Here is a 25,136-nt window from a genome sequence, read left to right as displayed (position 1 = left end):
GTTCCTTTAACTGGTGGCCTGACTGTCGGATGCTGGGGTTGGATCCGCCTGGATAACGCAGTTACGCCCCCCGCTCTTGGCCCGATAGAGCGCCTGATCGGCACGGTGGACAAAGGCTTCGTTGTTGGCATCCTGGCTGGCCCCATCATCCAATTGGGCCACCCCAAGGCTGGCGCTGATGCTCAAACTCTCCCCTTTTAACTTAAAGCGCATGGCCGCCACACTTAGACGTATCTGCTCGGCCTTCTCCATAGCTTGCGGCAAGGTGGTCTCTGGCAGGAGCGCCACAAACTCCTCACCCCCATAGCGGGCCAGGGTGTCGGAGTCCCGTAGGAGGGCGCGGGCATGACCTGCGACCTCTTTTAACACCCGATCCCCCACCGGATGACCATAGGTGTCGTTGATCTTTTTAAAATGGTCCAAATCAATAATAATGAGTGACAAGGGCTCCCCATAACGGCGGGTACGGGCGGTTTCGCGGGTTAACGACTGGAACAGCGCGCGACGGTTAGCCACCTGGGTCAAAGGATCGGTAAGGCTCTCCTCCTTGGCCTTTTTTAGGTCGTCCTGTACCTGCTGGAGCTGCTTACGGGTGAGATCCAACTGGGCCTGACTCTCCGATAAGGAGGTGGCTAACGACTGGGTTTGGCTACGCAGGGCTTCGGCCTCGGTGACGAGGGCACCGCGCAAACTTTCCAAATCCCCCAAGCGGGTGGTGGTGCGAATGCGGCTGAGGGTCTCATCCAAACGCCCGGTGGCACCGCTGGCATCCTTACGCATAACCCGCATACGGTCGGCGATCTCGGCAATGAGATCCACCAGCGCTTTACGGCTCTCCTCCCAGCGTTCAAAGCTGGAGACACCCGCCTCGCGAATCTCACTGCAAAAGCTCCCCAAGCGCTCCCAATAACCCGGCGGCAATACCCCTGACTGCTCAATCAACATTAAGCTCTGCTCTTCTGCCCACGCCTCGCCCCGGGTTAGGGTGTGCACCGCTTGCAGAATATCTGGCAACCAACGAATGGCCAGATGCATCCGGTCACTCTGTCGGGTCGAAAGCTTGCCCAGACCCGCAATCAGCGCCCGCAGCTCCTCCAACAGCGGTTCAGACTCCTTTTTGTGCTTGCCCTGTTTGAGATCCTCAACCACGCGGTCGACCCGCCCCTGCATCTCGGCATCCCCCAGGTAGGCAGGCTTAAAACCGTTGACTAAGGCGCTGACCAACAGACGAACAGCAGGATCTTTCAAGGGATCGGGACCCATGGCTTCCTGAAACACCCAATCCCGCAAAACACGCCGAGCACCATCCCGATCTTCGTGTTTTTCTTCGAGAAAGTCTAACGCATACTGGACTTTTACCGGCTCTTCGCTGAGCGATTTCTTCTTTTTTCTAAAAATCATAGCCCATCCCAATCCAAAAGCTGCTCACGGGTTACGGCAAAAACACCGCTGGCCTCAAAATGAAACTGTAGCCAATAGACCGGTAGATCTGGCCACCGCTGTTCCATGATCTCCTGGGTATCATCCCCCACTTCACACAACAGGATACCACCCGGTTCAAGGTACTCTGCTGCTTGCTGTAAAATGGGAATGACCAAATCCAAGCCATCCCCCCCCGCCTCTAGGGCCATTTTTGGTTCCCGATGGTACTCTGCTGCCAATCCAGCATAGATGCGCGTCGGCACATAAGGGGGATTGGTAAGGATCAAATCGTAACACGCCCCCGTTAACTTTTCGAATAGATTAGAGCGCACCAAACGCACCCGTTCGGTCACCCGATGACGCTTGACATTTTCCGCCGCCACCGCCAGTGCATCGGCAGAAAGATCGACCGCATCCACCTGCAACCAGGGGTAGTGCAGCGCCGCCGTAATGGCCAAACAACCACTACCCGTACAGAGATCCAACATGCGCTTAAGCGGGCGGGCGCCTTCCATTAAACCCAGCAAACCATCGGGATCATCCAGCACATTTTCGATGCGTGATCGGGGAATGAGCACCCGCTCATCCACCACAAAACGGTGGCCCGCAAACCAAGCCTCGCCGGTGATATAGTTGACCGGTTTGCGCTGCTCGATGCGCTGCTGTAATAGGGCCTCCATATAGGCGGCTTGGTCAGGGCCAACCTGCTGGGTTTTATGCCGCTCCAACTGCTCTAAATCCATACCCATGGCATGGGCCAGCAGATATTCCGCCTCCCACTGGGGTTCTTGCAGACCATTATCATAGCTAAGCTTGGCCTGTTTTAAACGGGCGGTACTCCGGCGCAACCAGCCATCCACACTATGGGCTGGATCGGTTACGGTGCGCGCAGGAGGGTTTTTTTGGCCCCCTCTTTGGGGTGCGCCTGGGCGACCTTTATCGGTCCTTTTTTTAGTGCCATCCGTCTGGTTGGCCCGATTTTTGTATTTACCCGACATGGAGGTCGTCCTTACAGAAGGGTTCGATAAGCCACTGGTCCAAGGGGGTATACCCCACATGAGCCCCTGTTTATAAGGGGGACCGACATAAAAATATAGGTTACGACTGGCACGTGTAAGAAAAACGTAACAAAACCCACATGACCGCTTGTTGTGGAACGGTGGGTGGCGTACTCTTGTGTTGGATTTTTGACGGGGCGTTAAGATCCCATAACTCCACACAGAGGCGTCAAAGAATAGACGTCGATTTTCTGACACGCACCCGTTTCAGGCGGCTCACCCCTGTAGGGAACCGCCAAAGAAGATGCAGAATAGACACATTTTCAGCATCTTGGGGAGTTTATTCGCGATGCGAATCTCGGCACACGTCACGGGCCGAGTGGCTTTGCAGGTTAGTGTACACTAAAACCGTGTGCCATGCGCAGCCCCTTTACCCGTCACGTTTGGCCACCGCATGGCACCGTCCAAGGATGGACGGATCACCGATTTGACCCAGCGGATGGTTTAACCATCGGCCTTAGGAGGGGACGTGAACGGTATTATTGGCAGCGCACCGGCAATGCGCAAACTGTTCAAGCTCATCGAGCGGGTAGCTGCGGCGGATTCCACCGTCCTTATCCATGGTGAGAGCGGTACTGGTAAAGAATTGATTTGTCGGGCTATTCACAATACCTCTCCCCGTCACAATGGCCCGTTGATTGCGGTCAACTGTGGTGCGATTCCCGAAGATTTGTTGGAATCGGAGCTGTTTGGTCACGCCAAGGGCTCGTTTACGGGGGCGGTGCGGGATCGTCCCGGTAAGTTTGTCACCGCCAACAATGGCACCATTTTTCTGGATGAAATTGGGGATATGTCCCCAAAACTCCAGGTTAAAATGTTGCGGGTTCTGCAAGAGCGTATTGTGGAGCCGGTGGGGGCACTGCGCTCGGTTGAGGTCAATGTGCGGGTGATTGCCGCCACCCATAAAAATCTTTCTAAAGAAGTGGAAGAGGGGCGCTTTCGCGAAGACCTTTTCTACCGTCTTAATGTGGTACCCATTCAGGTACCGCCTCTGCGTGACCGTATAGAAGATGTATCCTCGCTGGTTGAGCATTTTATGGAAAAATGCGCCGCACGCAGCAACTGTCCTCCTGTCAAAATTGGTGCCCAAGTGATGTCTATTTTTCAGCGTTACAGCTGGAAGGGCAATGTGCGTGAGTTGGAAAATTTGATGGAGCGGTTGATTGTGCTGGCCGACGATGAGGTTACGTTGGACGATCTGCCGGAGAATATGTTGGACACCAGCAACCATACCGAACCCCGTGCGCAAGAGGAGCGCATTCCCGTGCAAGCCTTTAGGGTCGCCTATAACGACGACGATGAGGATGAAGGGGATGGGGAGATGGTCTTGGATGATCGTGAGAGTGTCACCGACTTTAACCATCAGGTTGAGCAATACGAAAATCAACTCATTTTAAATGCCCTTAATCGAACGGGTTGGAACAAAAACAAAGCGGCCCAGCTATTAAAGCTTAATCGCACCACGCTGGTGGAGAAGATCAAGAAAAAGGGGCTGGAAGACGATAAACAGAGCGAACAACGGAGCGGCTAATGAACGCCCAGCCAAACAAACGGACCAAACCTTGGGCAGTGCCTGGGTTATTGCTGTTGGTGATGGTGCTGTTCATACCGGTACGGGGTTGGGCTTTTTCTACCGAGTTACAACATGAACCTTCACCTTCCGGCAAAGGGGACACCCTTAGCTTCGAGCTGCCGAGCAACGACCAGTTGCCCAGTTGGGAGCTGATTCGCCCTAAGGTATTGCGCTTGAAGGTGCCCAATTTGCTGGCGCTACCGCACACCCGTATTGATCCTAAAACCACCCGTTATATTCGTAATATCGTGGTTGAAGAGATTGCCGGTGAGTTGGGGCTTTATATCACCTTAGAGCTCAAGGTGCCGTTATTGACCTTTCGGCATCAAGTGACCGAGGCCAAACGGCGGCATCCTTCTCGCTACATTCTCTATATTGAACCCACCCCCATGCCTAACCCGCAGGATGTCACGCGCATTCGTGGAGCGCGTATTTTACCAGGGGCCGAGGGCACCTTGGTGGTGATTGACCATGTGGGTAGCGCTGAGATCAAAGATCAGAATATTGACCATGCCCAGCACGCCATCCGTTTGCAGTGGCAGGGTGCGGCCATGGATAAATTTTGGATCGCGCCCCAACCAGCGGGTTTGGTCACCGCCATTCACACCTACACTTTTAGCAATGACCTGTTGGAGATGGAGATTGCCTTTCATCCCCGTACGGGCAGTGTTGAGCTGCATCAAAATCCCAAGAGCGGCACGCTCATTATTGAATTACGTACCCAAAACATGAAGGATGTCAAACGCAAGCAGGATATTGACACCATTTTGACCAACCGTTTGCAAGCCGTTGCTGAAGGGCTGCCCTTGCCCTTAAACCGCATTACCCCGATCTTCAAGCCGTCGTCCGAGGTGGTTAAGTTGGCGGATCAAGAGGTGACGGAAGAGTATTTTATGAACAATGCGCTGGCGGCGGAGAAGGACCACCAGTATGGCAAGGCGCGGGGGTATCTGGATGCCATCTTACGCACCTTTCCCCAGACCCAAAATCGGGAGTTGCTGGCCTTTTATAAGGTTGATTTGGGCAAAAAAATGCAGTGGGAGAAGGCGGGCTGGTTGTTGGAGGAGCTCACCGGCGTGCTCAACACCTACCCCAACCACTATCGCTATCCTGAGTATCGCCTGCTACAGTTGCAGTTAATGAATGGTGCCCACCAATCTGAGCGGGCGTTAGCCGCCATGAACGATCCCAACTTGCCCATGAATGATGCACGGGTGGTGTTGGAACAAGCGCGTGCCGAAAAGGGTATGGGGCATGATGTGGAAGCGCTGGAGCGCCTTTACTATCTGCTGGAAAAAATGCCCGACGCCAATGTGCGTGAACGGGCGGGTGCCTATTTTGAATTGGTGGATCTAGAGACCCAGCGTAACCATTTGGAGAAGGCGGTCAAGATTTTAGAAGAGATTCCTGATCCAGAGATGACCTTCTTGGCCAATGATCCAGACCGCTACATTCAGTTGGCGACGGCTTACTACAACCATAATGATTTTCCCAAGGCGTTGGATCTCTACATACGCATTTTGGATGCCTATCCAGACACTCCGGCGGTTACACCTTGGGCGATGTTACGGGCCGCCATGTGTTACCGTTTTATGAACAAAGAGGATGAGGCCAAGCGACTGCTGGACCGTTTGGGATTGATCTATCCCAACTCTGGTGCGCAGTTATGGGGGCGCATTTTCCGGGTAGAGATGGATGGCAAGCGGGATGTTAAAGAGCGTCTCCAGGAGTTGGATGAAATTATTGCGAGCAACCCACGGGGTAAAGCGATCTTTGAGGCCTATTTTGCCAAATCGCAGTTACAGGGGGATTCTGGGGATCATGAGTCCAGTTTAAAGACCCTTAACTATCTGCTGACCATGTTGGATATTGGTTTTGAGCGCAATCGTGCCAACTTGTTACGTCGTCGTTATCTCCAGGCTGGTATGGAGCAGGCGTTGACCCAACGTCAACCAGAGTACGCCATGTCTTTAGCGGAGACCTATGGCGAGGATTGGCGTCGTTTTAATCTGTTTGTGGTGCCTCGTACGCAGCTGAGCGAGGCATTAATGCGGTTGGGTCAATATCGTGAAGCGCAGCCGCTGTTGGCGGTCAATGATGATGTTGAGAGCAAGCGTTTGCACAAGTTGGCCGATGATCTGGCCAATGGCATCTACCCCAAGGTTGATCAAGATCGGAGTTTGGTCAATGAGCGCGAGGCTCGGGTGCGGGTTGCAGAGGCAGAACGCCGCCGCGAGAAAGAGGATTGGGTGGCCATTTTGGATCTTCTTAACCGTTTACCGATAAAAGGGTTAAGTGAAGGAGAGCGGGATGAGCGGCTGCGTTTGTTGGCCAAGGCCGAATCTGAACGGGGACGTTTTCCGCAGGCGGTACAAAATCTAGAAGATTTGCTTTTTAATCGACCTATGGGTGACGGCAAGGATTATTACTGGTACGCTACGGTACAACAGGCATGGCGCGGTGATGAAAAGGCGCTACCGGTTTACCGCAAGGTAGCGGATGAAGCGGAGAAGGTACAATTCAAAGCCTTGGCGTTGATGCGTATCGGCGATATTCTACAGAAACAGCGAAATTTAACGGAAGCCAAACAGGCTTTTGAAAAAGCGGCGGAGCTGGATCCACAAGCCTCTTGGGCGCCCATGGCGCGTGAGAATGCGAAACAGCTCGAACTGGTACAGGAAATGGCACCCTGAAGACCATGAAGGATCAGACTGAAATCATTTTGCTGGGACGGTCCGATAGCGCCCTGAACAGCTTGGCGATGCAGCTTAAGTCGTTGCAATGCCAACCTGTGCTTATCGCGGACGTTACCAAGGCTAAAACCTATCTGCGCAGCCACCAGGCTGGGCTGGTCATGATCGCCATGGAGGGGGTGGATGAACCACTGGATCTACTCAAGGAGCTAACCTTTTTATTCCGTGGGTTACCTCTGTTAGCCATCGCCACACGGGGCAGTGTGCATGAGGCCAAGCAGACCATTGATGCGGGTGCGGCAGATTATCTGCTGTTACCGGTGGACAATGAGGTGCTGTCGGCACAGATCAAGCGCTACAACAATCAGTTTTTTGATCCTGAGTTGGGTCGTGGACGTCGTTTGGTGACGGCGGATCCGGCCATGCTCAAACTGTTGGGTCAGGTCCGACGGGTTTCCAACTCCAACGCGACGGTGTTGATTCAAGGGGAGAGTGGTACGGGTAAAGAGCTGATGGCGCGGTATGTTCATCAGGTTTCTGATCGGGCTAATGGCCCTTTTGTTGCCATTAACTGCGCGGCCCTACCGGAAAATTTGCTTGAATCTGAGCTGTTTGGTCACATTAAGGGGGCCTTTACTGGCGCGACCAGTGACCGTAAAGGCAAGTTTTTACAGGCCAACGGAGGTACCATCTTTTTGGATGAGATCTCCGAGATGACCCTAAACCTACAGGCCAAATTGCTACGTGTGTTGCAGGAGAAAGAGGTTGATCCGGTGGGTGGTAAACACCCTATTGCGTTGGATGTGCGGGTGATTGCCTCCACCAACCGGGATCTTAAAGAGTATGCCGCAGATGGGCTGTTTCGCGAGGATCTCTATTACCGGCTCAATGTCTTTCCGGTCTTTATTACGCCGTTGCGCCAACGTCCTAAGGATGTTGTGCTGCTGGCTGATCTGTTTCGCCAGCGTTTCATTAAAGAGCTGGGGCGTAATGATATTCCCTTTGATGCAGCGGCCATGGATGCCTTGGTACGCTACCGTTGGCCGGGCAATATTCGGGAGCTGGAGAATGTGGTCCAGCGAGCCCTGTTGATCGCCGAGGATGATGCGGTGAGCAGCCATGATTTGATGATTGAGGTAAGCGGTTCGGCGGCTCCCTCGCCCAGCATGACACGGGATGCGGATGAGATGGGTATGGCGCTGGATGGGGACCATATTCACATGCCGGTGGGTACCACGGTACGGGAGATGGAGGAGATCCTTATCCGCCGTACGTTGGATGAGGTGGACGGCAACCGTACCCGAGCGGCGGAGATTTTGGGTATTTCCATTCGCACGCTACGCAACAAGCTTAATGAGTATGCGGGCCGGATTCCTTAAATAAGAGGGTCTGTTCAATCGGTTTATAAAAAAGGCAAGCTTTCGAGCTTGCCTTTTTTATGGGTTAGGGCGTGGGGCGTTGAGAGCGTATCTCCAGAGGCACTCGTTACAATTCGCTAAAAAAGGTGAAATATCGTTGATAAAGCATGTATGATGGTGGGGTTTATTTCGCGGTTAGGTTATGAAAACGACGGTTATTGGTGAAACGCTTGGTATGGAGCGTTGTGGGGTGAGCTATTGTGGTTAAATGGCGCACAGAGGGGGTTTAAGGGGGGCGTTGGTGGAAGCTACGGTGGGCAGGACAAGCAGATTGCACATAACGGCCCCCATGCTTGTGTGGGGGGGTATGGTTGCGGTTTTGCTGGTATTGGGGGGCTTGCTGTTTGTACCGGTTGGTAATCCTGATTTACCCCCACAGGGCCTATGGTTACGGGCGCAGCATCGGTTATTGCCGGGGCTTTACTGGCAGCGCCGTTTGCTGGCGGCCCAGCAGCGGCTTGAACAGGCGCAGCTGGTGTTGGATGGTGCCAAGGCGGATTATCGGCAGGTGGTACGTGGGCGGCGCCAACAGATTGAACAGGCGCGACGGTTGGCTCAGCAGGAGCAACGCAATCCCGTTACGGCGCATCGCGCGGTGGTGGTGGCGTCTCGGGCGCGTATTCATGATTTACGCAAGCAGTTGCAGGGTGCGCAAGCACAGTTACGTCGACAACAACGTCAGTTGGAAACCATTCAACTGTTAAAATTGCAAGAAATGGGTCTCTACACTGCGGTTCCCGCTGTGGAAAGTGCAGGTCTTAAACCCGTTGGGGCGGAGTCGCGATAGCTATGGATTATGGATCGGTCACATTCCGGCATCTTTTTCTTATTATTTCCATCATTATTGCGCTGTTAGATGCCGCGTTTGTATGGCTGAACTATACGGCCGACAAGCGTGTATTGTGGCAAAATTTATCCCGCAGGGCCAATAACCATAGGGATGTTTTCAACCATACCCTAATCAGTACGGCGGGGCACATGCAGCAGATATCCACACTGCTTGCCAATACACCGGAGGTCCGTTCACGCTTTTTACAGGGTCGCTTAGCGGTGGATCGTGAGGGTGGCGGTGCGGGTGGGGTGCAAGCTGCGCGTATACGTAAAGAGCTGTATAATTTTTTAAAGCCGGGTTGGCAAGCGGTTCAAAACAGTTATGAGATTCGTCAATTACATTTTCATTTAGCTCCTGGGGACATCTCTTTTTTAAGGGTACACAAGCCGGATAAGTTTGGGGATGATCTTTCGGCGATTCGCCATACCATTGTTCACAGCAATCGTTTTCGTGAGCCGACGCAGGGGTTTGAGTCGGGGCGGGTTTATGCGGGCATCCGGGGTGTGGTGCCTGTGATTATGGCGGCGGGTGAGGATAAACCTGAAATGCTGGTGGGGTCGGTGGAGAGCGGCACCAGCTTTGTAGAGTTATTGCAAAATTTAAAGGGGCAAATGGGTGCCGATTATGCGGTACTTTTGACCACCGAGTATGCGCGTAACACGTTATGGCCCAAGGTTTATCAAAAGATGGTGACGGAGGGTCCTACGAACACGCATTATGTGACGGAGGCGACCACCAGTAATAGTTTGGCGGAATTATTTAAGGATGATGCGTTATTTAGCGATCAAGAGGGCATGTGTCGTTTACAGGTTGTACCGTTGGGGGGGCAACCGGTCGCGCTTACATGTTTTGATTTATTGGATTTTCGCAATATGCAGGACCCCCAGAGCAAGCCTGTTGGCAAGGTGGTGGTTTGGAGTCAGGCGGGTGCGGAGATGTTGGCGTTTAATGCGAAGTTTCGCGACAATATTCTTTTTGCCATCAGCACCTATTTAGCGGTGGAGTTACTGGTATTTATTTTATTACGCATGGGTACGGGGCAGTTTCGTCGTGAGGTTTTGGAGCGCACGGTAGCATTACATAAGAACAACCGGCAGTTAGCATTGGCCAAGCGTGAGGCAGAGGAGGCCAATGCGGCGAAGAGTCGGTTTTTGGCGACCATGAGTCATGAGATCCGCACGCCGATGAATGCGATTGTGGGCATGGCAGATTTGCTCAAGGATACACCGTTGGATCGGGAGCAGGCACGTTTTGTTGCGACTTTTCAGCGGGCTGGTGATCAATTGATGGATCTTTTGAATGATATTTTGGATTTATCCAAGGTGCAATCGGGGCAGATTCATATTGAGGTCGTTGAGACGGACATACGTACATTATTGGATGATTTGTCGGCGATGATGGTGGCCAAGGCGCGGGTTAAGCAGGTTGATTTATTATTTAATCCGCATCCTAATTTACCGGCTCGGGTTGGGGTTGATCCGTTACGTTTGCGTCAGGTGATGATCAATTTACTGGGCAATGCCATTAAGTTTACGGCCAATGGTGAGGTTGAGTTACGGGCGTATTTTACCAGCAGTTCTGAGGTCCCGTATGGGTTAGGTTTTGAGATTTCTGACACGGGAATTGGGATTGATGAAACCCGGTTAAAGGCGATTTTTGAAGCGTTTACGCAGGCGGATTTATCGGTAACGCGGCAATTTGGTGGCACGGGATTGGGGTTGACGATTAGTCGTCATTTGGTGGCGTTGATGGGTGGGGATATTCAGGTTGAGAGCACCATCGGTCAGGGCAGTCGGTTTTGGTTTGAGATACCCATTGACGAGCCGGTGCAGAGGCAGCCACTTTCGATTTTGGAGCCGCGTCCTGTTCTTTATTTAAATGGCATGTCGCCGAATCATGCAGAGGTTTTGCGGCATCAATTACTGCATCACTGTGAGGAGATCCGCTATTCGCATGGTGAGGGGGAGTTAGGGGCGCAGCTTATGGAGGCTGCTCCTGGTTCGGTTGTTTGGTTGGAGAGTGGGCATGATCCTACGGGGGCTTTTCGTTTGTTAGAGTCGTTACGCGGGCAGTATGGTAAGAGGGGTTTTCATTGGATTGTTGCGGGTTGGGAGTCTGTTGAGAAGTGTTTGGAGCAGGCTAATTTCTTGGGTAGTCATTATATACAGAAGCCGCACAGCATGGGGCAGGTATTACAGTTATTGATGGATGTGTTGGGTATGCAGCGGGTGGTATTGGCGCCGAGGGTTGATATGGATTTACAGACGCCGATTACGATTTTGTTAGCGGAGGATAGTCCGGACAATGTGTTATTGGTTGAGCGTTTTTTAAAGAAGACGGCGTATCGATTGGATGTTGTGGGTAATGGTCGTGAGGCGTTGGAGTCGGTGAAGAAGCATCATTATGATTTAATTTTGATGGACATTCAGATGCCGGAGATGGATGGGTTGAGTGCGACGCGCACGTTACGTTCGTGGGAGCGTGAGCAGGGGACGCCGCGCACGCCTGTATTGGCATTGACGGCGCATGCGTTTCGTGAGGATCGGGAGGCGAGTATTGAGGCGGGTTGTGATGGGCATTTGACTAAGCCATTTAAGAAGGATGAGTTATTGAAGACGATTCAGCGGCATGCTTTACCGCACATGCAGCGGTCTTAGGTAGGGGCTGATGGGTTAGCGGTGATCTTTGCGTGTGTTTGAATGCCCTTATGTCCAGGGAGTCTCATTATTAAAAGGGATTGGGGGGAAGCTCTGCTTGCCCGCCCAGCGGGGTTCGGGTGAAGCCCTGAGATCTTTTGATCTTTTGTAAGGCCCCGTACCGATGGAGCAATATTCGAGTGATCTTGAATGCCTTTATGCCCAGGGAGTCTCATTATTAAAAGGGATTGGGGGGTCTGGGGGGAAGCTCTGCTTGCCCGCCCAGCGGGTGCAGGGCGGCGCCCTGCCGGGTCTGGGCGGAGCCCAGTGGGGTTCGGGGCGAAGCCCTGAGATCTTTTGACTTTTTTAATCTTTTGCTCTTTTGATCTTTTGTAAAGCCCCGTACCGATGGAGCAAGGGTGCAGGGGTCTTATTAAGAAAGCACGGGCTGTGTAGGAGCGCGGTACGGGGCATAGGGTAGCGATGTCACGCGCCAGCGTGGCGGGCGGTTAGGCTCACGGGCGCTGGGGGGAAAACTTGGGCTCACGGGCGCTGGGGGGAAAACTTGGGCTCACGGGCGCTGGGGGGAAAACCGCTCAACACCCCCAACCACAGCCCGGAACGACCCCCCCTGGGGCATTTGGCATTCCCTAATGGGGGAACATTGAAAAAAGACTCAATGTTCCCCCATTAGGGAATTAAAAGGCTGGCTCGCTGGTCGCTAAGCTGCAAAAAGCCGCAGCTTAGCTCCCCTAGCGAAGGGCGAGCCTAAAAGCAAAAAAAAGTCAAAAGATCAAAAGATCAAAAGATCAAAAGATCAAAAGATCAAAAGCAAAACCCTGGGGGGAGACAGAGAACTTCTCCCCCCAGACCCCCCTCTAACCTTTTTTTAATCATAAAAACCATACCGTTCAGTGCCGATCCTTGAGAACATGCAAAAAAAATCAAACGATTAAAACAAAAACCCTATACCAAAATCTCAATACTCCCCCTCCCCATCACACCGAACGATTCAACAAAAATAGACTCTACCCCTAAGCCCATAGCCCCCTCATCCAATTTACGCTAAATTAACACACTAAAACCCTAGCACCCTCGATCCCCCAGGAGACCCCAATGCACGCCCGCATGCACGTCACCATCATCGGTACCGGCTTCGCCAGCATCGCCGCCATTAAACAACTGCGGAAACTGGATGCCCTAAAAAAACTACAGATCACCGTTATCGCACCCAAACCCTGCTTCGTACACCTGCCCAGTATGATCTGGATCCCCTCTGGACTGCGCCGCGCCGAAGATGTCACCGTCGATCTAACAAACTTTTTTAAACATATGCAGGTTAACTATATCCCCGCAACCGTCGCCCAAATTACCCATAAAGGGCGTACCGTCATCACCACCCAAGGGGAACATATCCCCAACGATGGCCTTATCATCGCCAGCGGCGGTACCTACCTGCAAAAAGCCCCCGGTATCGAATATACCCTCAACCCCTGCACCGGCCTAACCGCCTCCGAACGGGTGCGCGACCGCTTGCAAAAAATGCCCGGCGGTACCATCGCCTTCGGCTTTGCCGGTAACCCCAACGAACCCACCGCCGTACGCGGCGGACCCATGTTTGAGTTCCTATTCGGCATCCATACCCAACTCAAACGCGAAAAACGTCGCCAAGATTTTAAACTGATTTTCTTTAACCCCATGCTGGAACCCGGTAAACGGCTCGGCCCCAAAGCCGTTAAAGGTATGCTCAATGCCATGCAACAACGCGGCATCGAAACCCACCTCGGCCACAAAATTAAAGCCTTCGGCCCCGATTTTGTACGCACCGAAGGCGGCGAGTTCGCCGCCGATATGACCCTGTTTATCCCCGGTATGCGCGGCCTGCCCCTCTACGAACAGAGCGACCTGCAACTCTCCCCAGGTGGATTTATCCAAGGCGACCAATATTGCCGCGCCGAAGGCGTGATGCGTACCTACGTGGCTGGCGATGCCGCTAACCTACCCGGCCCCGATTGGAAAGCCAAACAAGGCTATGGTGCCGGTATGCAAGCAACCGCCGCCGCCTCTAACCTGTATGACGAATTGCTGGGCCGTCCCATCGGCGCAACCTACCGCAATGAACTCCTCTGCGTGGTCGATACCCTCGATCGCGGCATGTTTGTACAACGCTCCCCCAAACTTAACCTTATCCTCCCCCCCATGCGCAGCATGCACTACATCAAACAGTTCATGGAGTGGAAAAATATCGCCCCCCTGCGATAAATCAACCAACATGTCATGCCATAACAAGCCCCGCCAACAACGGCGGGGCTTTAACACCCCGCCAAACGCCAACCCAACCACCCTACCTAGTTAACGAGCAACTGGTGCACTGCGGTGATCATCCAACAGCCCCTCATCAACGCCTTGGCCATCCGTATACTCGCCATCCCTGATAGGCTGCCTATGAAATCAGACCCCTAACAGAGCATGGATAGACTTTTACCAGGGGCTGCTTTAGAGTACCGCCTTCGCTAAAGTATGGGCCAAGCACCAGACGCGATAAAAAAAATGTGCCCGGCCCCATTTTTTTTTGCCCATGGGGTTGCAATCCCAACCCGGCATCACTACATATGCAACAACAGCGAATCAAAACCGGTTCCATGGGAACCGATCATATAGATGTTAAACTGGATCTTTCGGAGGCAATCACATGTCGATCAATTTTCGTCCGCTGCATGACCGTGTTGTTGTAAAGCGTACCGAGTCTGACGCCAAAACGGCTGGTGGTATTATTATTCCCGATACCGCTAAAGAGAAGCCCGTTCAAGGCGAAGTACTGGCCGTGGGTAGCGGTGTGGTGAACGATGCAGGAAATGTCCGTCCCCTGGAAGTCAAAGTGGGCGACAAAGTGCTCTTTTCTAAATATGGTGGCACTGAAGTTCGTATCGATGGCGAAGAGCTGCTGATTATGCGCGAATCCGACATCGTGGGTATCCTGGGCTAAGCCCAACACCCTACCTGAACCCATACTAAAAAAACGCGCCTTGCGCATTTATGAAATCGGTAAGAGGAAGCAACCATGGCTGCCAAAGAAGTAAAGTTCGGCGAAGCTGCACGCGCCAAAATGCTGAATGGTGTTAATATCCTGGCTAACGCTGTTAAAGTCACCCTGGGCCCCAAAGGCCGCAATGTGGTGCTGGACAAATCCTGGGGCGCCCCCCGCATGACCAAGGATGGCGTCTCCGTTGCCAAAGAGATCGAACTGGAAGATAAGTTTGAAAATATGGGCGCACAAATGGTGCGTGAGGTCTCCTCCAAAACCGCCGATGTGGCCGGTGATGGTACCACCACCGCCACCGTGCTGGCCCAAGCGATCATCCGCGAAGGCATGAAAGCGGTTGCCGCTGGCATGAACCCCATGGATCTGAAGCGCGGTATTGATCTGGCTGTCGAAGCCGTGGTTGTGGGTCTGAAAGGGATCTCCCGCGAAGTGGCTAACTCCCAAGAGATCGCCCAAGTGGGCGCGATCTCCGCCAACTCCGATAAAGTGGTAGGCGACATGATCGCTGAGGCCATGGATAAAGTTGGTAAAGAGGGTGTTATCACCGTGGAAGAGGCCAAAGGCCTGGAAACCACCCTGGATGTGGTGGAAGGTATGCAGTTTGACCGTGGCTACCTCTCCCCCTATTTTGTCACCAACGCCGACAAAATGTTGGTGCAAATGGAGAATCCCCTGATCCTGTTGGTGGAGAAAAAAATCTCCAACCTGCAACAGATTCTGCAAATCCTGGAAGGCGCTGTGCAATCCTCCCGCCCCCTGATGATTATCGCCGAGGATGTTGAGGGCGAAGCCCTCGCTACCCTAGTGGTCAACAAGCTGCGTGGCGGCCTGAAAGTGTGCGCCGTCAAAGCCCCCGGCTTTGGCGACCGTCGTAAGGCGATGATGGAAGATATCGCAACCCTAACCGGTGGCGTGCTGGTTTCTGAGGATGTGGGCGTTAAGCTGGAAAATGTCACCATGGATATGCTGGGTATGGCTAAATCCATCGTCGTGACCAAAGAAGACACCACCATCATCGACGGTGCTGGCGACCACGAAGCCATCAAGGCCCGTGTCAACCAGATCCGTGCACAAATTGAAGAGACCTCCTCCGATTATGACCGTGAGAAGCTGCAAGAGCGTCTGGCCAAGTTGGCTGGCGGTGTCGCGGTAATCAAGGTTGGTGGTGCGACTGAAGTTGAAGTGAAAGAGCGCAAAGACCGTGTTGATGACGCCCTGCACGCCACCCGCGCCGCTGTGGAAGAGGGCATTGTTCCTGGTGGTGGTGTGGCCCTGCTGCGCGCCCGTGAAGCCTCCCTGACCAACCTGCAAGGTGCCAACCATGACCAACAGGTGGGCATCAACATCGTGACCCGCGCCCTGGAAGAGCCCCTGCGCATCATCGCTTCCAATGCCGGTGCTGAGGGTTCCGTGGTGGTTAACCGTGTGGTTGAGACCAAAGAGACCAACTTTGGCTTCAACGCCGCCACCGGCGTGTATGAAGATCTGGTCGCCAGCGGTGTTATCGACCCTGCCAAGGTTGTGCGTCATGCCCTGCAAGCTGCGGCTTCCGTTGCTGGCTTGATGATCACCACCGAAGCCATGGTTGCTGAACTGCCTAAAGATGAGCCTGCCATGCCCGGCGGTGACATGGGCGGTATGGGCGGCATGGGCGGTATGGGCGGCATGATGTAAGAGCTGGTCCGATCCAACCTGTGATCGCATTTGAGTAAAAAATGCCCTCAACCCTCTGGTTGGGGGCATTTTTTTTAAACCTAGGCTGGCAACAGCCCACTACGAGGTGTGTTATGGCGTCGATTATGTTGGTATGCAGCGACCTGCTCAACCGCGTACAGCTGGAATCGAGCTGGAAAGCCGCAGGCTTGGCCATGGTTAATGCCAGCCAAGGGGAAAGCCCCCACATTATTGTTTTGGATCTCAGCCCAGAACAAGCCCTGCACCAGATTGCCCCCCTTAAAGCCAGCCATCCTGATGCCCAGTTGGTTGCCTTTGGCCCCCACCTCCAGGGTGAACGCCTACTAGCGGCTAAGCAACAGGGAGCCGACCTGGTGGTGGCCCGTAGCAGCGTGGTGGAGCGGGTAATCAAATTGGCGCAAGCCCACGCCCAAGCTTAATCCAGCCACTTTAGCGGCCATTTTGGTAGATCTGCCACATCTGCTCCCAAGCCTGCATCAGATCTGTGGCCATTAAGGGCGCATCAAACAGGGGGGAAGCCAGCACCTGCTGGCGCAAACCGTGTCGCAGTTGGGCCAAGGCGGGCAGATCCTTGGCAAAGGCGATCACCTTCTCCACATAGGCGTGGCGATCTTGGGCGATCCAGTGGGCCAACCCGGCATGCTGAAGAATACTCTCCCCTTGGTGAGCCATAAAGCGGTTGCCCTGCAAGGTTACCAGGGGTACCCCCATCCATAACCCTTCGACACTGGTGGTACCACCCGGAAAGGGAAAGGGGTCCAACGCCATATCCACCCGATGATAACAGCGAAAATACCCCTCTCGATCCGATCCCCCCTCCAAAATCAACCGCTCTGCGCCAATGCCTAGGGCCTGAAAACGGGCGTAGAGCTGCTGGGCAACCTCAGCATTGGCATAGATCCCCTGTTTAAGGTAAAGACGGCTGCTCGGTAATCGCTGAAGAATCTCCGCCCAGCAGCTTAGTACCTCATCGTTGATTTTGGTAAGCTTGTTAAAACAGCCAAAGGTCACAAAGCCCTGCTGCAAGGCTGGTAGAGCATTGACCTCTAGCTCAAGATCGGGCGGGGTAAAACAGAGATGACTATGGGGTAGCTGCCACATTTTTTCCACGTAGTGGGCGGCCTCATGGGCACGCAAGGTGTAAGGATCACCCATAATATAGTCTATCTGGCTCACCCCTGTGGTGGCCGAATAGCCCAGCCATGTGACCTGAATGGGGGCCGGTTTCCAAGCAAACAGGGCCAACCGATTTTTAGCGGTGTGGCCCGCCAAATCCACCAAAATATCAATGCCATCCTGCCGGATGAGCTGAGCCACTTGGGCATCACTCATAAACTCAATATCCCGCCAATGGGCCATGCGACTTTGTAGACGTTGGGTCAGTGCATCCCCCGGTGGACCACTGTTATAGGCGCACAACATAATGCGCTGACCATCCATGGCATGCACGATAGACTCTAAAAAATAACCCACCGGGTGACCACGCAGATCGGGCGAAACCAACCCCACCCGCAGGGGTTTTGGGGGGCTGGCGGGTACCGCGTGCGCAAAGGGCTTGGCCCGCCCCGCAACCAATTGACCAAAGGCGCGGGCTTGCGCCAACATCTGCGCTTGATGGGCATCTGGCAGATAGTGGGCTAAAAAAAGTTGATGGGTGCGTGCCTCTAAATTTTCGGGATCCAACAACACCGCTTGATCATTACACTGTTTGGCTTCTGCAAGCTGAGCGCTGTTGCGGTAGAGGGTACCTAACTGTAGATAGCTTTCACATTGGGGTTGTTGCTGTAAGGCTGCATGAAAACATTGAATTGCCTGGGTGAATTTTAGTTGCCGTGCATAGACTTGCCCTAGGGTATTACGCAAAGCCACCTGCTGTGGATGGTGCGCGATGGCCTGCTCAAGCAGGGCTTGCGCCTCATCCAATTGCCCGATCTGTAGACAAAGCACCGCAAGGTTATAACCGGTAAAAAGATGGTTGGGGGTGACCGCATTGGCATGACGAAAAAGGTGCAGAGCCTCGGTATAACGCCCCTGACGGCCATAGATAACCCCCAGATTAAGCTGGCTAAGCAGGTGATCGGGCAGGTTTTGACGAAACAGCGTCTCGGCTTCGGCCAAGTTACCCTGATCCATCAACAGATTGGCCAGGGCAAAGCGCAACGGTTGGGATTGGGGATGTTCAACCAAACGCTGCCGTAAGTAGGCTTCGGCGGCGGTGTGCTTGCCAATCTGTTTGAGCAGCCCCACAAGATGCAGCAAAAGATCCAGATCTTCGGGCAACATTTGGGCGAGCTGTTGCAGTTGCTCGGTGGCCTCCTGGATGCGGCCTTGCTGCTCCAACCGTTGCGCCATGGCGCGTAGGGGCTGTGGATTGTCGGGCTGCAAACGATAAGCGTGTGCCCAGCAGCTTAGCGCCCCGTTAACCTCACCATAGTGGGCCAAGGTTTCTGCCCACTGCTGCCACAGCAAGGGATCCCCATGGGTTGCGGCCAATAGGTGTTGCATGAGCTGTTGAGCCGGTTGCTCACGCTGCAAGGTTTTATAAAGGATAAAGAGCTGCTGCTGACACTGGGGATGTTGTGGTGCCAAGGCCAACACGCCCTTGTAGTACTGCTCGGCCTCTTGCCACTGCTGTTGATAGTGGGCGTGTATGCCCAAATTAAGCTGGGCGGTTACAAAACCAGGATCACCAGCGGGGACGTCCTGAAACAACACCATCGCCTGCGCCGTTTGGCCCTGCTGGAGATGATGCATTGCCTGTGTAAACGCTGGGACGGATGAAGGGTTCTGCACAGTCACCAAGGGACCTCACAACAAACAAGGGGGATGAGCAGGGTTTGCATTAAAAAATTTTAGCCCATCGCGTTTTATTAAGAGCGATCGAAAAGGGGCAATCTCTCTTCCAACAAAGCCGACCACACCACCATGGAGCAAACCTATGATGCCTCATCGTCCTAGCAACAGCAAGTGACAGCCACGGCACTCATTCCATGTTCCGTTCATACAATGGGTTAAATTTACCAATTTTTGACATGATCTTCGCTGAGAAAAAACGTTCATAGGATCACTCTGTTTGTTTTTTCGAAAGTTATTGATAACAAAAGGAAACCTAAAGCTTTCCTAATCTGGGTCGATAAGATACCTAAGCAGGCTGCCATGGGTTAGATGGCACCCATCCTGACCGCACAGTTGGCTGTGGCATAGGTCAGTCAACGGCGCAGGAGGCTTTCCTGACACAGAGGAGGGAATACGATGAATGGTCTAAAATTCCTGGTTTTAATGGTGGCCGTGGGGCTGCTGAGTGGCTGTGCCATGGTGACGCCCCAGCGCACCACTGGGCCGAGTAAGGTTGCCACTCAAGGATGGGCAGAGTACACCCAATCGCGGGCTGCGTTTGATGAGGTGGAACCCTTTTTAACCACGGTTGAGCAGCTTCAGGCATTGGGTTTTGATCCCCTGGGTGAGCAAGGGGTGTTGCACTTGAAGGTGCATGAGATCGAGCCCCTGCTGCGGGAGGGCTGGGAGGTTGCCGGTGGTCTGCCCCAAGGGGTGCAGGAGTGTCAAGCGGCTGGTGAGGGGTGTTATGCTTATCTATTGCAGGCGCAAGTGCGTAAGCAGGATCTAGGCGTGGCTGAGGATGCCCCTTTTCGGGCGCTATTCTTGGTTAAACGGGTGCCTGCTGTTAAAGAGGATTTGGTTGTCTATAAAATGTGGGATACCAAACCCCATGCCCAGTTGTTGCGCGGGCGCACCCTGGATGGCTGGAAAAAGCTGATGCAGCTTGCTCGTATGTAGCGGATTTAACGCAACCACTACGGACAAGGGGGCTTTGTGGTGATCACAAAGCCCCCTTTTTTTACGGGGCATGTTTCTCAACTCTCGCCGTTCGTTTCGGTCAGAAAATAATGTTGTGAATCAAGCGGTTCGTGTTGCATTTTGTTGTTTTGTAAGGGCTCTGGTCGTTCTGTTTGGGCAAATACCCGGTTAAGATTAGCATGGGAGTGGGCACGATGGCCTGTCCCTTGGTATGCTGTCTCAAGAAGTTGGCCTCGTCCCTGAGCTATATTGCTGATTCGACACCACAATTATAGCCTATACGGGCCAGCTTTGTCCCTGATTTGCTTGGATCTACTCACTCTAACAGAGCGGTAAATGTACGGCGAAACTTGAGCATGTTTAAACCACCAGCACCAAACAGACCACCACCCCGCTCAACCGAGGGGTAGAGACTTCCTTTATGCTCCACACCGCCTTAAGCCAGGTGGCGACGCTGCCAGAAGGGATGCTCGCACCAGCGCCGCTCCCGCCCATAGTGGATCTGTCGCTCTTGAACAAAAAGACGCTGGCTCTCCTGCAAAGCCAAACCGTGGCGGGTCAGCGCCCCGGCATCCCCCTGTAGATGATCCGCCAAGGCGTGACCCGCCGCTATGCCATCGGCCAACGCCCCATTAATGCCCGAAGCACTCAACGGATCCAATCCCAACGCAGCATCCCCCACCGCCACCCAGTCCCGACCCACCACCTGTGGTAGCCATCCCACATGCGCCGCATAGGGGCGTACCCGCGCTTCTAACCCGCTTACCCCCTGCCCTCCCCATAAGCTCTGTGCCAACAAACCATCAAAAACCGACCCTTGCACCAACCCCTGCTGCCTGCCAATCTCCACATCGGTCAAAAAGACCACCACCGCCTGATCCCCCGGTATACCCGCCACAAACCACCATCCATGGGGGGTAGCCTCCACATAAGAGAGGTGCTTTAACCAACTCTCTTTCGCTAAGGTTCCCAACCGTAAATAGGCCGTCAAACGATCCTGTGGTTGCCACCTCACCCCTAACTTGCCCGCCAAATGCGCACCCCGGCCCGAGGCATCTACCAAAACCCGGTAATCATGACGCTGCGCCCCCCCGCCCGGCTCGCTCAACGTAACCCGGTAGCCCCCCTGGGCGATGGGCTCTAACCGGGTCAAATTTGCCACATGCAAATCAATACCCCGATGCTCTGCCGCCTGCCGCAGTTGTTCATCAAATCGATGCCGGTTGAGATGCCAACCATGGCCCCGACCCTGCATCATATAGTCATTTTCCGCTAGCTCGGCCCCACCCCATCGCCAACGAATACCCCGACACACCCAATGCTGCCCCTGCTCCAACAACTGGGGTAGCTCCAGTTGCCGCAACAGGGGCGCCACATCCGGTGAGGCCGACTCGCCGGTTTGATAGCGCGAGTGGGGCAGCGGACGGTGTAACAGCGTAATCTGTGCCACCCCCCGCTGCCGTAAGGTCAAGGCCGTGGCCACACCCGCTGGACCCGCCCCCAGAATCAAGACCCTTTCCATCAGCTATCCGTACTATCCAAACCAGCACGGGGTAGCGTACGCGCTACCTCCACTAACAACGGCTGCTCTGGATCACGGCTCACATTGATAATAAAACCAAGCTCCTTCCAGTGCTCCACCATCTGCATATAGGTGGGAAAGGTCAGGTAAGAACCCCCATTCATATTATAATCCTCCCCAACCCAGGCCACCTGCTTGATCTGCTTACCCTCCACCAACTGCTGCAAAGGCTGACTAAAATCAATCTCTTCCTTCAGCGGCGTGTAGACATTTAAAGGACGCTGAGCCGGCCACCACCACAAAGTGCGCCCCTGAATGGGTTGAGAAGAGCAGAGGTTAAAATCGGCCTGCCAGGGAATGGCCATAAACTTGGTCACATCTCCCGGCTCCAAACCCACCAGGGGGTCCCAATCCAAGGAGAGCGGAAAAGTAATCTGGGGTTTTTTGCGAATACGCAGAGGCTCGGCATAGATCTGCGGCAGACGCGACACCCAGGTCATCTCAATGCCCGGTGAAAAGGGACCACCCACACAGTTCTCCAACACGCCACGGCTGATGGCCTCGCCCGGATGGTTAACCGGGGCGGATTCGGTGCGAAAATAGCCGTTGGCCCACTGCTCCAACATAAAATATTGGGTATCGGTCAACCGCATGTAGCGAGATTTGGTCTCGTTGGTGGTACCAATACAGCCATCCCCCGCCAAATAGGGCATCATGGTGCCACCACGGCTGGGATCAATGAGCACGTTCTCATCCCCCGGGGCCCGCAGATAGTTGAGAATACGTTGCCGCATGGGATCATATCCCGGATCGGGATCACCCAGCACATCATACTGCAAACGGTGGGGCTTGGGCGGAATCGCCACCACCCAAGGATAGCCATCACCCCGTTTAATTAGGGGTAAAATCTCATCGACAAAAGAGGGCTTATAGCCATCCGCCCCCTTTTTCCACATGCCCTGGGCAAAGATGTCAGGACGAGCCCCCAACTTACAGACCGCCGTATCAAAGATGGTGTCGTACAGCGTCACCATATTGGCCACCTCTGGCGCATAGGCCGGTGGTCCGGCAATGACCCACGCCCCCTTGGCCTCGATCACCTGTCCATCCTCTAGGGTAATTTGGGCATCTACCGGGCCATCTGAGGTATCATCAAACCAACCATCATTATTGGCGTAGGCGGTGATTTGGCAGTTATCCTTACTCATCTGGCAACCCGAGCGCCCATGTCCACCCACCACCAATAGGTTCCCCTTGGCATCAAAGCTTAGATCGCCCAACGTGGTAATGGCGTAGGGTTTGGTGTGGGCTGGGGGAAAGGAGTGGGGAATCTCGCTCTGGCTATCGTCAAAGCTGGCAAAAAAGATCTGTTGCTGGTTTGGCTGCGCCACCACCTGCCGGGGACCTGGATCAATCATCATCCCTTGGCGCTGAGCTGGATCGGTAATATCTGCATTACGCAAGGGATGGTTGGGCGCATAACCCAGCTCGCCTGGATTGGTTTGAAACTCATACCAAATGGACTTCTTATTGGCCAAATGCACCGTCCACTCAATACGCTTTACCCCTGGTGTTGCTGGGGTTACCTCAAAGACTTGGCCTTGGTCATCGGTGGCATAGAGGCTAAAACGTGCCGCTTGGCGCTTCATCTTCTGCTCAGCATCTCGCAAACCGTTTTGGTCTACCGTTTGGCCTGTTAAGTCTGTGGGCATGGCACAAGCGGTTTCGGGTCCAATATAAAACCCTTGGCTATCCCCAACGCGGGCAATACCAATGGCCGGATAGACGGTGATCTGTGTGGTGGCGTTGAATGTCGGATGAGACATGATACTTTCCTTATTCTCAAATGGCGTATGTCACAAAAGCAGTGGTTTAGGCTTGAGCCATGCGGCAAAAACCGTCCAGGGCCGTGGTGCAATGCTGGAGCAGTTGCGCCTCTGCCTCGTTCTCATTCTGGTCCGCCAAACGTTGTGTCGCGGTCACGGTAGCTTGGGGAGTGGTCGCAACCCAGCTCCAAGTGGGCAGTGCGTTGGGACCCACGGAGCTGGAGGCTTGATCTGCCCAGATGGGGGTACTCATGAGCACACGGGCCAAATTGGGAAGGGCGATATTCATGATGGGCATCGCCTGTTGTAAATAGGTTTTGCGTGCCTCTGCCCCCCCCTTAAAGGCGTTTTCCAACGCCACCAACAGGTGGGAATAGTACTGGTTGAACAGGTTGGCCGTAGCTATGGCCGTGGGATTGCTGTAGTTGCTTAAACTGGCTACCCCAACCACGGGGTAGGTGCTGGGCAGGGGATCTACCCCATCCACCACACGCTTAAACTTAAAGTAGTGGGAAAGCTCCATGGGGGTTCCGGCAATGGGGCCATAGTTGCCATCCACCCGCACCCCATAGTGGTTGTAGGCCCCCCATGGGGATGTTTGAACCAAGGCATGGTCTGGCGTCACCGCCCCTTCACCCTGTTGTACAATCTGCAAAATGGCCAATTTGGCATCGTCCAGATTGGTCACTTCGATAATCTGCCCACCCCCCTTGCCAAGATAGTAGTTTAAGTGCTGACCATAACCGGGGGTGTTTTTAAAGATGCTCTCCCCCTGCTGCTGCGCCTGCGTCTCCAGATAGATCAAACCCAGCTCAATGGCTTTGTAAAATTGTCCAATGGTTTGTATCTGCTGATCCTGGGGTGGCGCTTCGTATGGGGCGGGGGTTTCAATACCCATAAACACCGTTTCATACACGGCCACGCTGGCCCGGTTCAGGCCAATGTAGGGGGTTGTGCGTTGGTTGGCATTGGGAATAAAGGTTGGATATTTCGGGGTATAGGCCTCCGTAAATCGAGGCACTCCCCCCACCGCCACCAACAAATTGGCCGCTTGATAGACATGAAACATCTCTTCAAACGCGACACTGCGGGTCAGTTGATAGGCACCACTGCTGGTATCCTGCATGGAATAGAGGGCGGTGGTATAGGCGGGGATGGTCGCAAACTCCAACGTTACCGCCGCTTGCAGGTAGGTGTGCAGGGCATCCAGAGTGGTAATGGGTGTATAGGGGCCTTTAAAAAGCGTCTCAAAACAGTTGCAAGGGTGATCTGCCACGCGCTGACTCCTGTGGAATAGGGTGTATAAAATGGTCCGTCGGCATACCCATGGCGAGCGCACTGATACATAAATAGTTTTCTGGGCAGGCCATTTATCCCAAATTGTGCGCACAGCAAGCAGGTTAATACTCTTTTTATTATATTACAAGATGGAATATCTAATTATTGGTGACTAAAATTAATTTAAATATGAGACTAATATTTATGTTAGGCTTGTTATGCCTCACAATCGGTTCATATTGGTGATTAAAGCAGGGCCAAAGGGAGGTGTGTGTGAACACAAAAGCCAGCTCGAAGAGAGCTGGCTTTTGTGGGGTGTTACGG

The 25,136-nt window shown here is 53.7% G+C and carries 16 protein-coding genes; 10 read left to right on the top strand and 6 right to left on the bottom strand.

Annotated features, from left to right (window positions below; all coding sequences use genetic code 11):
- Window positions 1-6 precede the first annotated feature (6 nt).
- Together MMC1_RS19440 and prmB are read right to left on the bottom strand one after the other, a co-directional pair.
- Window positions 7-1,401 carry a GGDEF domain-containing protein gene (locus MMC1_RS19440; RefSeq protein WP_011712003.1) on the bottom strand — a complete coding sequence of 465 codons (1,395 nt, stop codon included), beginning with the start codon at window positions 1,399-1,401 and terminating at the stop codon, window positions 7-9.
- On the bottom strand, window positions 1,398-2,420 hold the full coding sequence (gene prmB, locus MMC1_RS01600; protein ID WP_011712002.1) for a 50S ribosomal protein L3 N(5)-glutamine methyltransferase: 1,023 nt from the start codon (window positions 2,418-2,420) through the stop codon (window positions 1,398-1,400). The genes MMC1_RS19440 and prmB overlap by 4 nt, the downstream gene beginning before the upstream one ends.
- Before the next feature lie 529 nt (window positions 2,421-2,949).
- Here prmB and MMC1_RS01595 point away from each other — a divergent pair.
- The 9 genes from MMC1_RS01595 (at window position 2,950) to MMC1_RS01555 (ending at window position 16,789) form a co-directional block, all read left to right on the top strand.
- Complete coding sequence (locus MMC1_RS01595) at window positions 2,950-4,011, top strand: sigma-54 interaction domain-containing protein (RefSeq protein WP_011712001.1); 1,062 nt, start codon at window positions 2,950-2,952, stop codon at window positions 4,009-4,011.
- The gene (locus tag MMC1_RS01590) at window positions 4,011-6,746 is read left to right on the top strand and encodes a tetratricopeptide repeat protein (protein ID WP_011712000.1); all 2,736 of its coding nucleotides are present in this window, start codon (window positions 4,011-4,013) and stop codon (window positions 6,744-6,746) included. Before MMC1_RS01595 ends, MMC1_RS01590 begins: the two co-directional genes overlap by 1 nt.
- Window positions 6,747-6,751: 5 nt before the next feature.
- Window positions 6,752-8,125, top strand: coding sequence for a sigma-54 interaction domain-containing protein (locus tag MMC1_RS01585; protein ID WP_011711999.1), 1,374 nt, complete (start codon window positions 6,752-6,754; stop codon window positions 8,123-8,125).
- Between the two features lie 346 nt (window positions 8,126-8,471).
- Window positions 8,472-8,951, top strand: coding sequence for a hypothetical protein (locus MMC1_RS01580; RefSeq protein WP_011711998.1), 480 nt, complete (start codon window positions 8,472-8,474; stop codon window positions 8,949-8,951).
- A 2-nt stretch (window positions 8,952-8,953) separates the two neighbouring features.
- Window positions 8,954-11,653: a response regulator gene (locus MMC1_RS01575; RefSeq protein WP_011711997.1), complete on the top strand. Its 2,700-nt coding sequence runs from the start codon at window positions 8,954-8,956 to the stop codon at window positions 11,651-11,653.
- Between the two features lie 1,095 nt (window positions 11,654-12,748).
- On the top strand, window positions 12,749-13,894 hold the full coding sequence (locus MMC1_RS01570) for an NAD(P)/FAD-dependent oxidoreductase (RefSeq protein ID WP_011711996.1): 1,146 nt from the start codon (window positions 12,749-12,751) through the stop codon (window positions 13,892-13,894).
- Between the two features lie 430 nt (window positions 13,895-14,324).
- On the top strand, window positions 14,325-14,618 hold the full coding sequence (gene groES / locus MMC1_RS01565; RefSeq protein ID WP_011711995.1) for a co-chaperone GroES: 294 nt from the start codon (window positions 14,325-14,327) through the stop codon (window positions 14,616-14,618).
- Window positions 14,619-14,693: 75 nt separating this feature from the next.
- Window positions 14,694-16,349, top strand: a complete 1,656-nt coding sequence (gene groL / locus MMC1_RS01560; RefSeq protein ID WP_011711994.1) for a chaperonin GroEL — start codon at window positions 14,694-14,696, stop codon at window positions 16,347-16,349.
- 113 nt (window positions 16,350-16,462) lie between these two features.
- Window positions 16,463-16,789: a hypothetical protein gene (locus tag MMC1_RS01555; protein ID WP_011711993.1), complete on the top strand. Its 327-nt coding sequence runs from the start codon at window positions 16,463-16,465 to the stop codon at window positions 16,787-16,789.
- 10 nt (window positions 16,790-16,799) lie between these two features.
- Here the strand turns inward: MMC1_RS01555 and MMC1_RS19435 are convergent, their stop codons facing one another.
- On the bottom strand, window positions 16,800-19,124 hold the full coding sequence (locus MMC1_RS19435; protein WP_049757542.1) for a tetratricopeptide repeat protein: 2,325 nt from the start codon (window positions 19,122-19,124) through the stop codon (window positions 16,800-16,802).
- Window positions 19,125-19,622: 498 nt separating this feature from the next.
- Between MMC1_RS19435 and MMC1_RS01545 the strand changes: the two genes are divergently transcribed.
- Window positions 19,623-20,165, top strand: a complete 543-nt coding sequence (locus tag MMC1_RS01545) for a hypothetical protein (protein WP_011711991.1) — start codon at window positions 19,623-19,625, stop codon at window positions 20,163-20,165.
- 457 nt (window positions 20,166-20,622) lie between these two features.
- On the opposite strand, the gene MMC1_RS01540 is transcribed toward MMC1_RS01545, so the two are convergent.
- Genes MMC1_RS01540 through MMC1_RS19430 form a run of 3 tightly spaced genes read right to left on the bottom strand, consistent with a single transcriptional unit; the run spans window position 20,623 to window position 24,810 of the window.
- Window positions 20,623-21,708 carry an NAD(P)/FAD-dependent oxidoreductase gene (locus tag MMC1_RS01540; protein WP_011711990.1) on the bottom strand — a complete coding sequence of 362 codons (1,086 nt, stop codon included), beginning with the start codon at window positions 21,706-21,708 and terminating at the stop codon, window positions 20,623-20,625.
- Entirely contained in the window at window positions 21,708-23,534 is a 1,827-nt protein-coding gene (locus MMC1_RS01535) for a LodA/GoxA family CTQ-dependent oxidase (protein ID WP_011711989.1), read from the bottom strand. The genes MMC1_RS01540 and MMC1_RS01535 overlap by 1 nt, the downstream gene beginning before the upstream one ends.
- Before the next feature lie 46 nt (window positions 23,535-23,580).
- Window positions 23,581-24,810 carry a ferritin-like domain-containing protein gene (locus MMC1_RS19430; protein WP_011711988.1) on the bottom strand — a complete coding sequence of 410 codons (1,230 nt, stop codon included), beginning with the start codon at window positions 24,808-24,810 and terminating at the stop codon, window positions 23,581-23,583.
- Between the last annotated feature and the right edge of the window lie 326 nt (window positions 24,811-25,136).

Source organism: Magnetococcus marinus MC-1 (genome assembly GCF_000014865.1).
GTDB classification, from domain to species: Bacteria; Pseudomonadota; Magnetococcia; order Magnetococcales; family Magnetococcaceae; genus Magnetococcus; species Magnetococcus marinus.
This window is presented reverse-complemented; position numbering and strand designations above follow the sequence as displayed.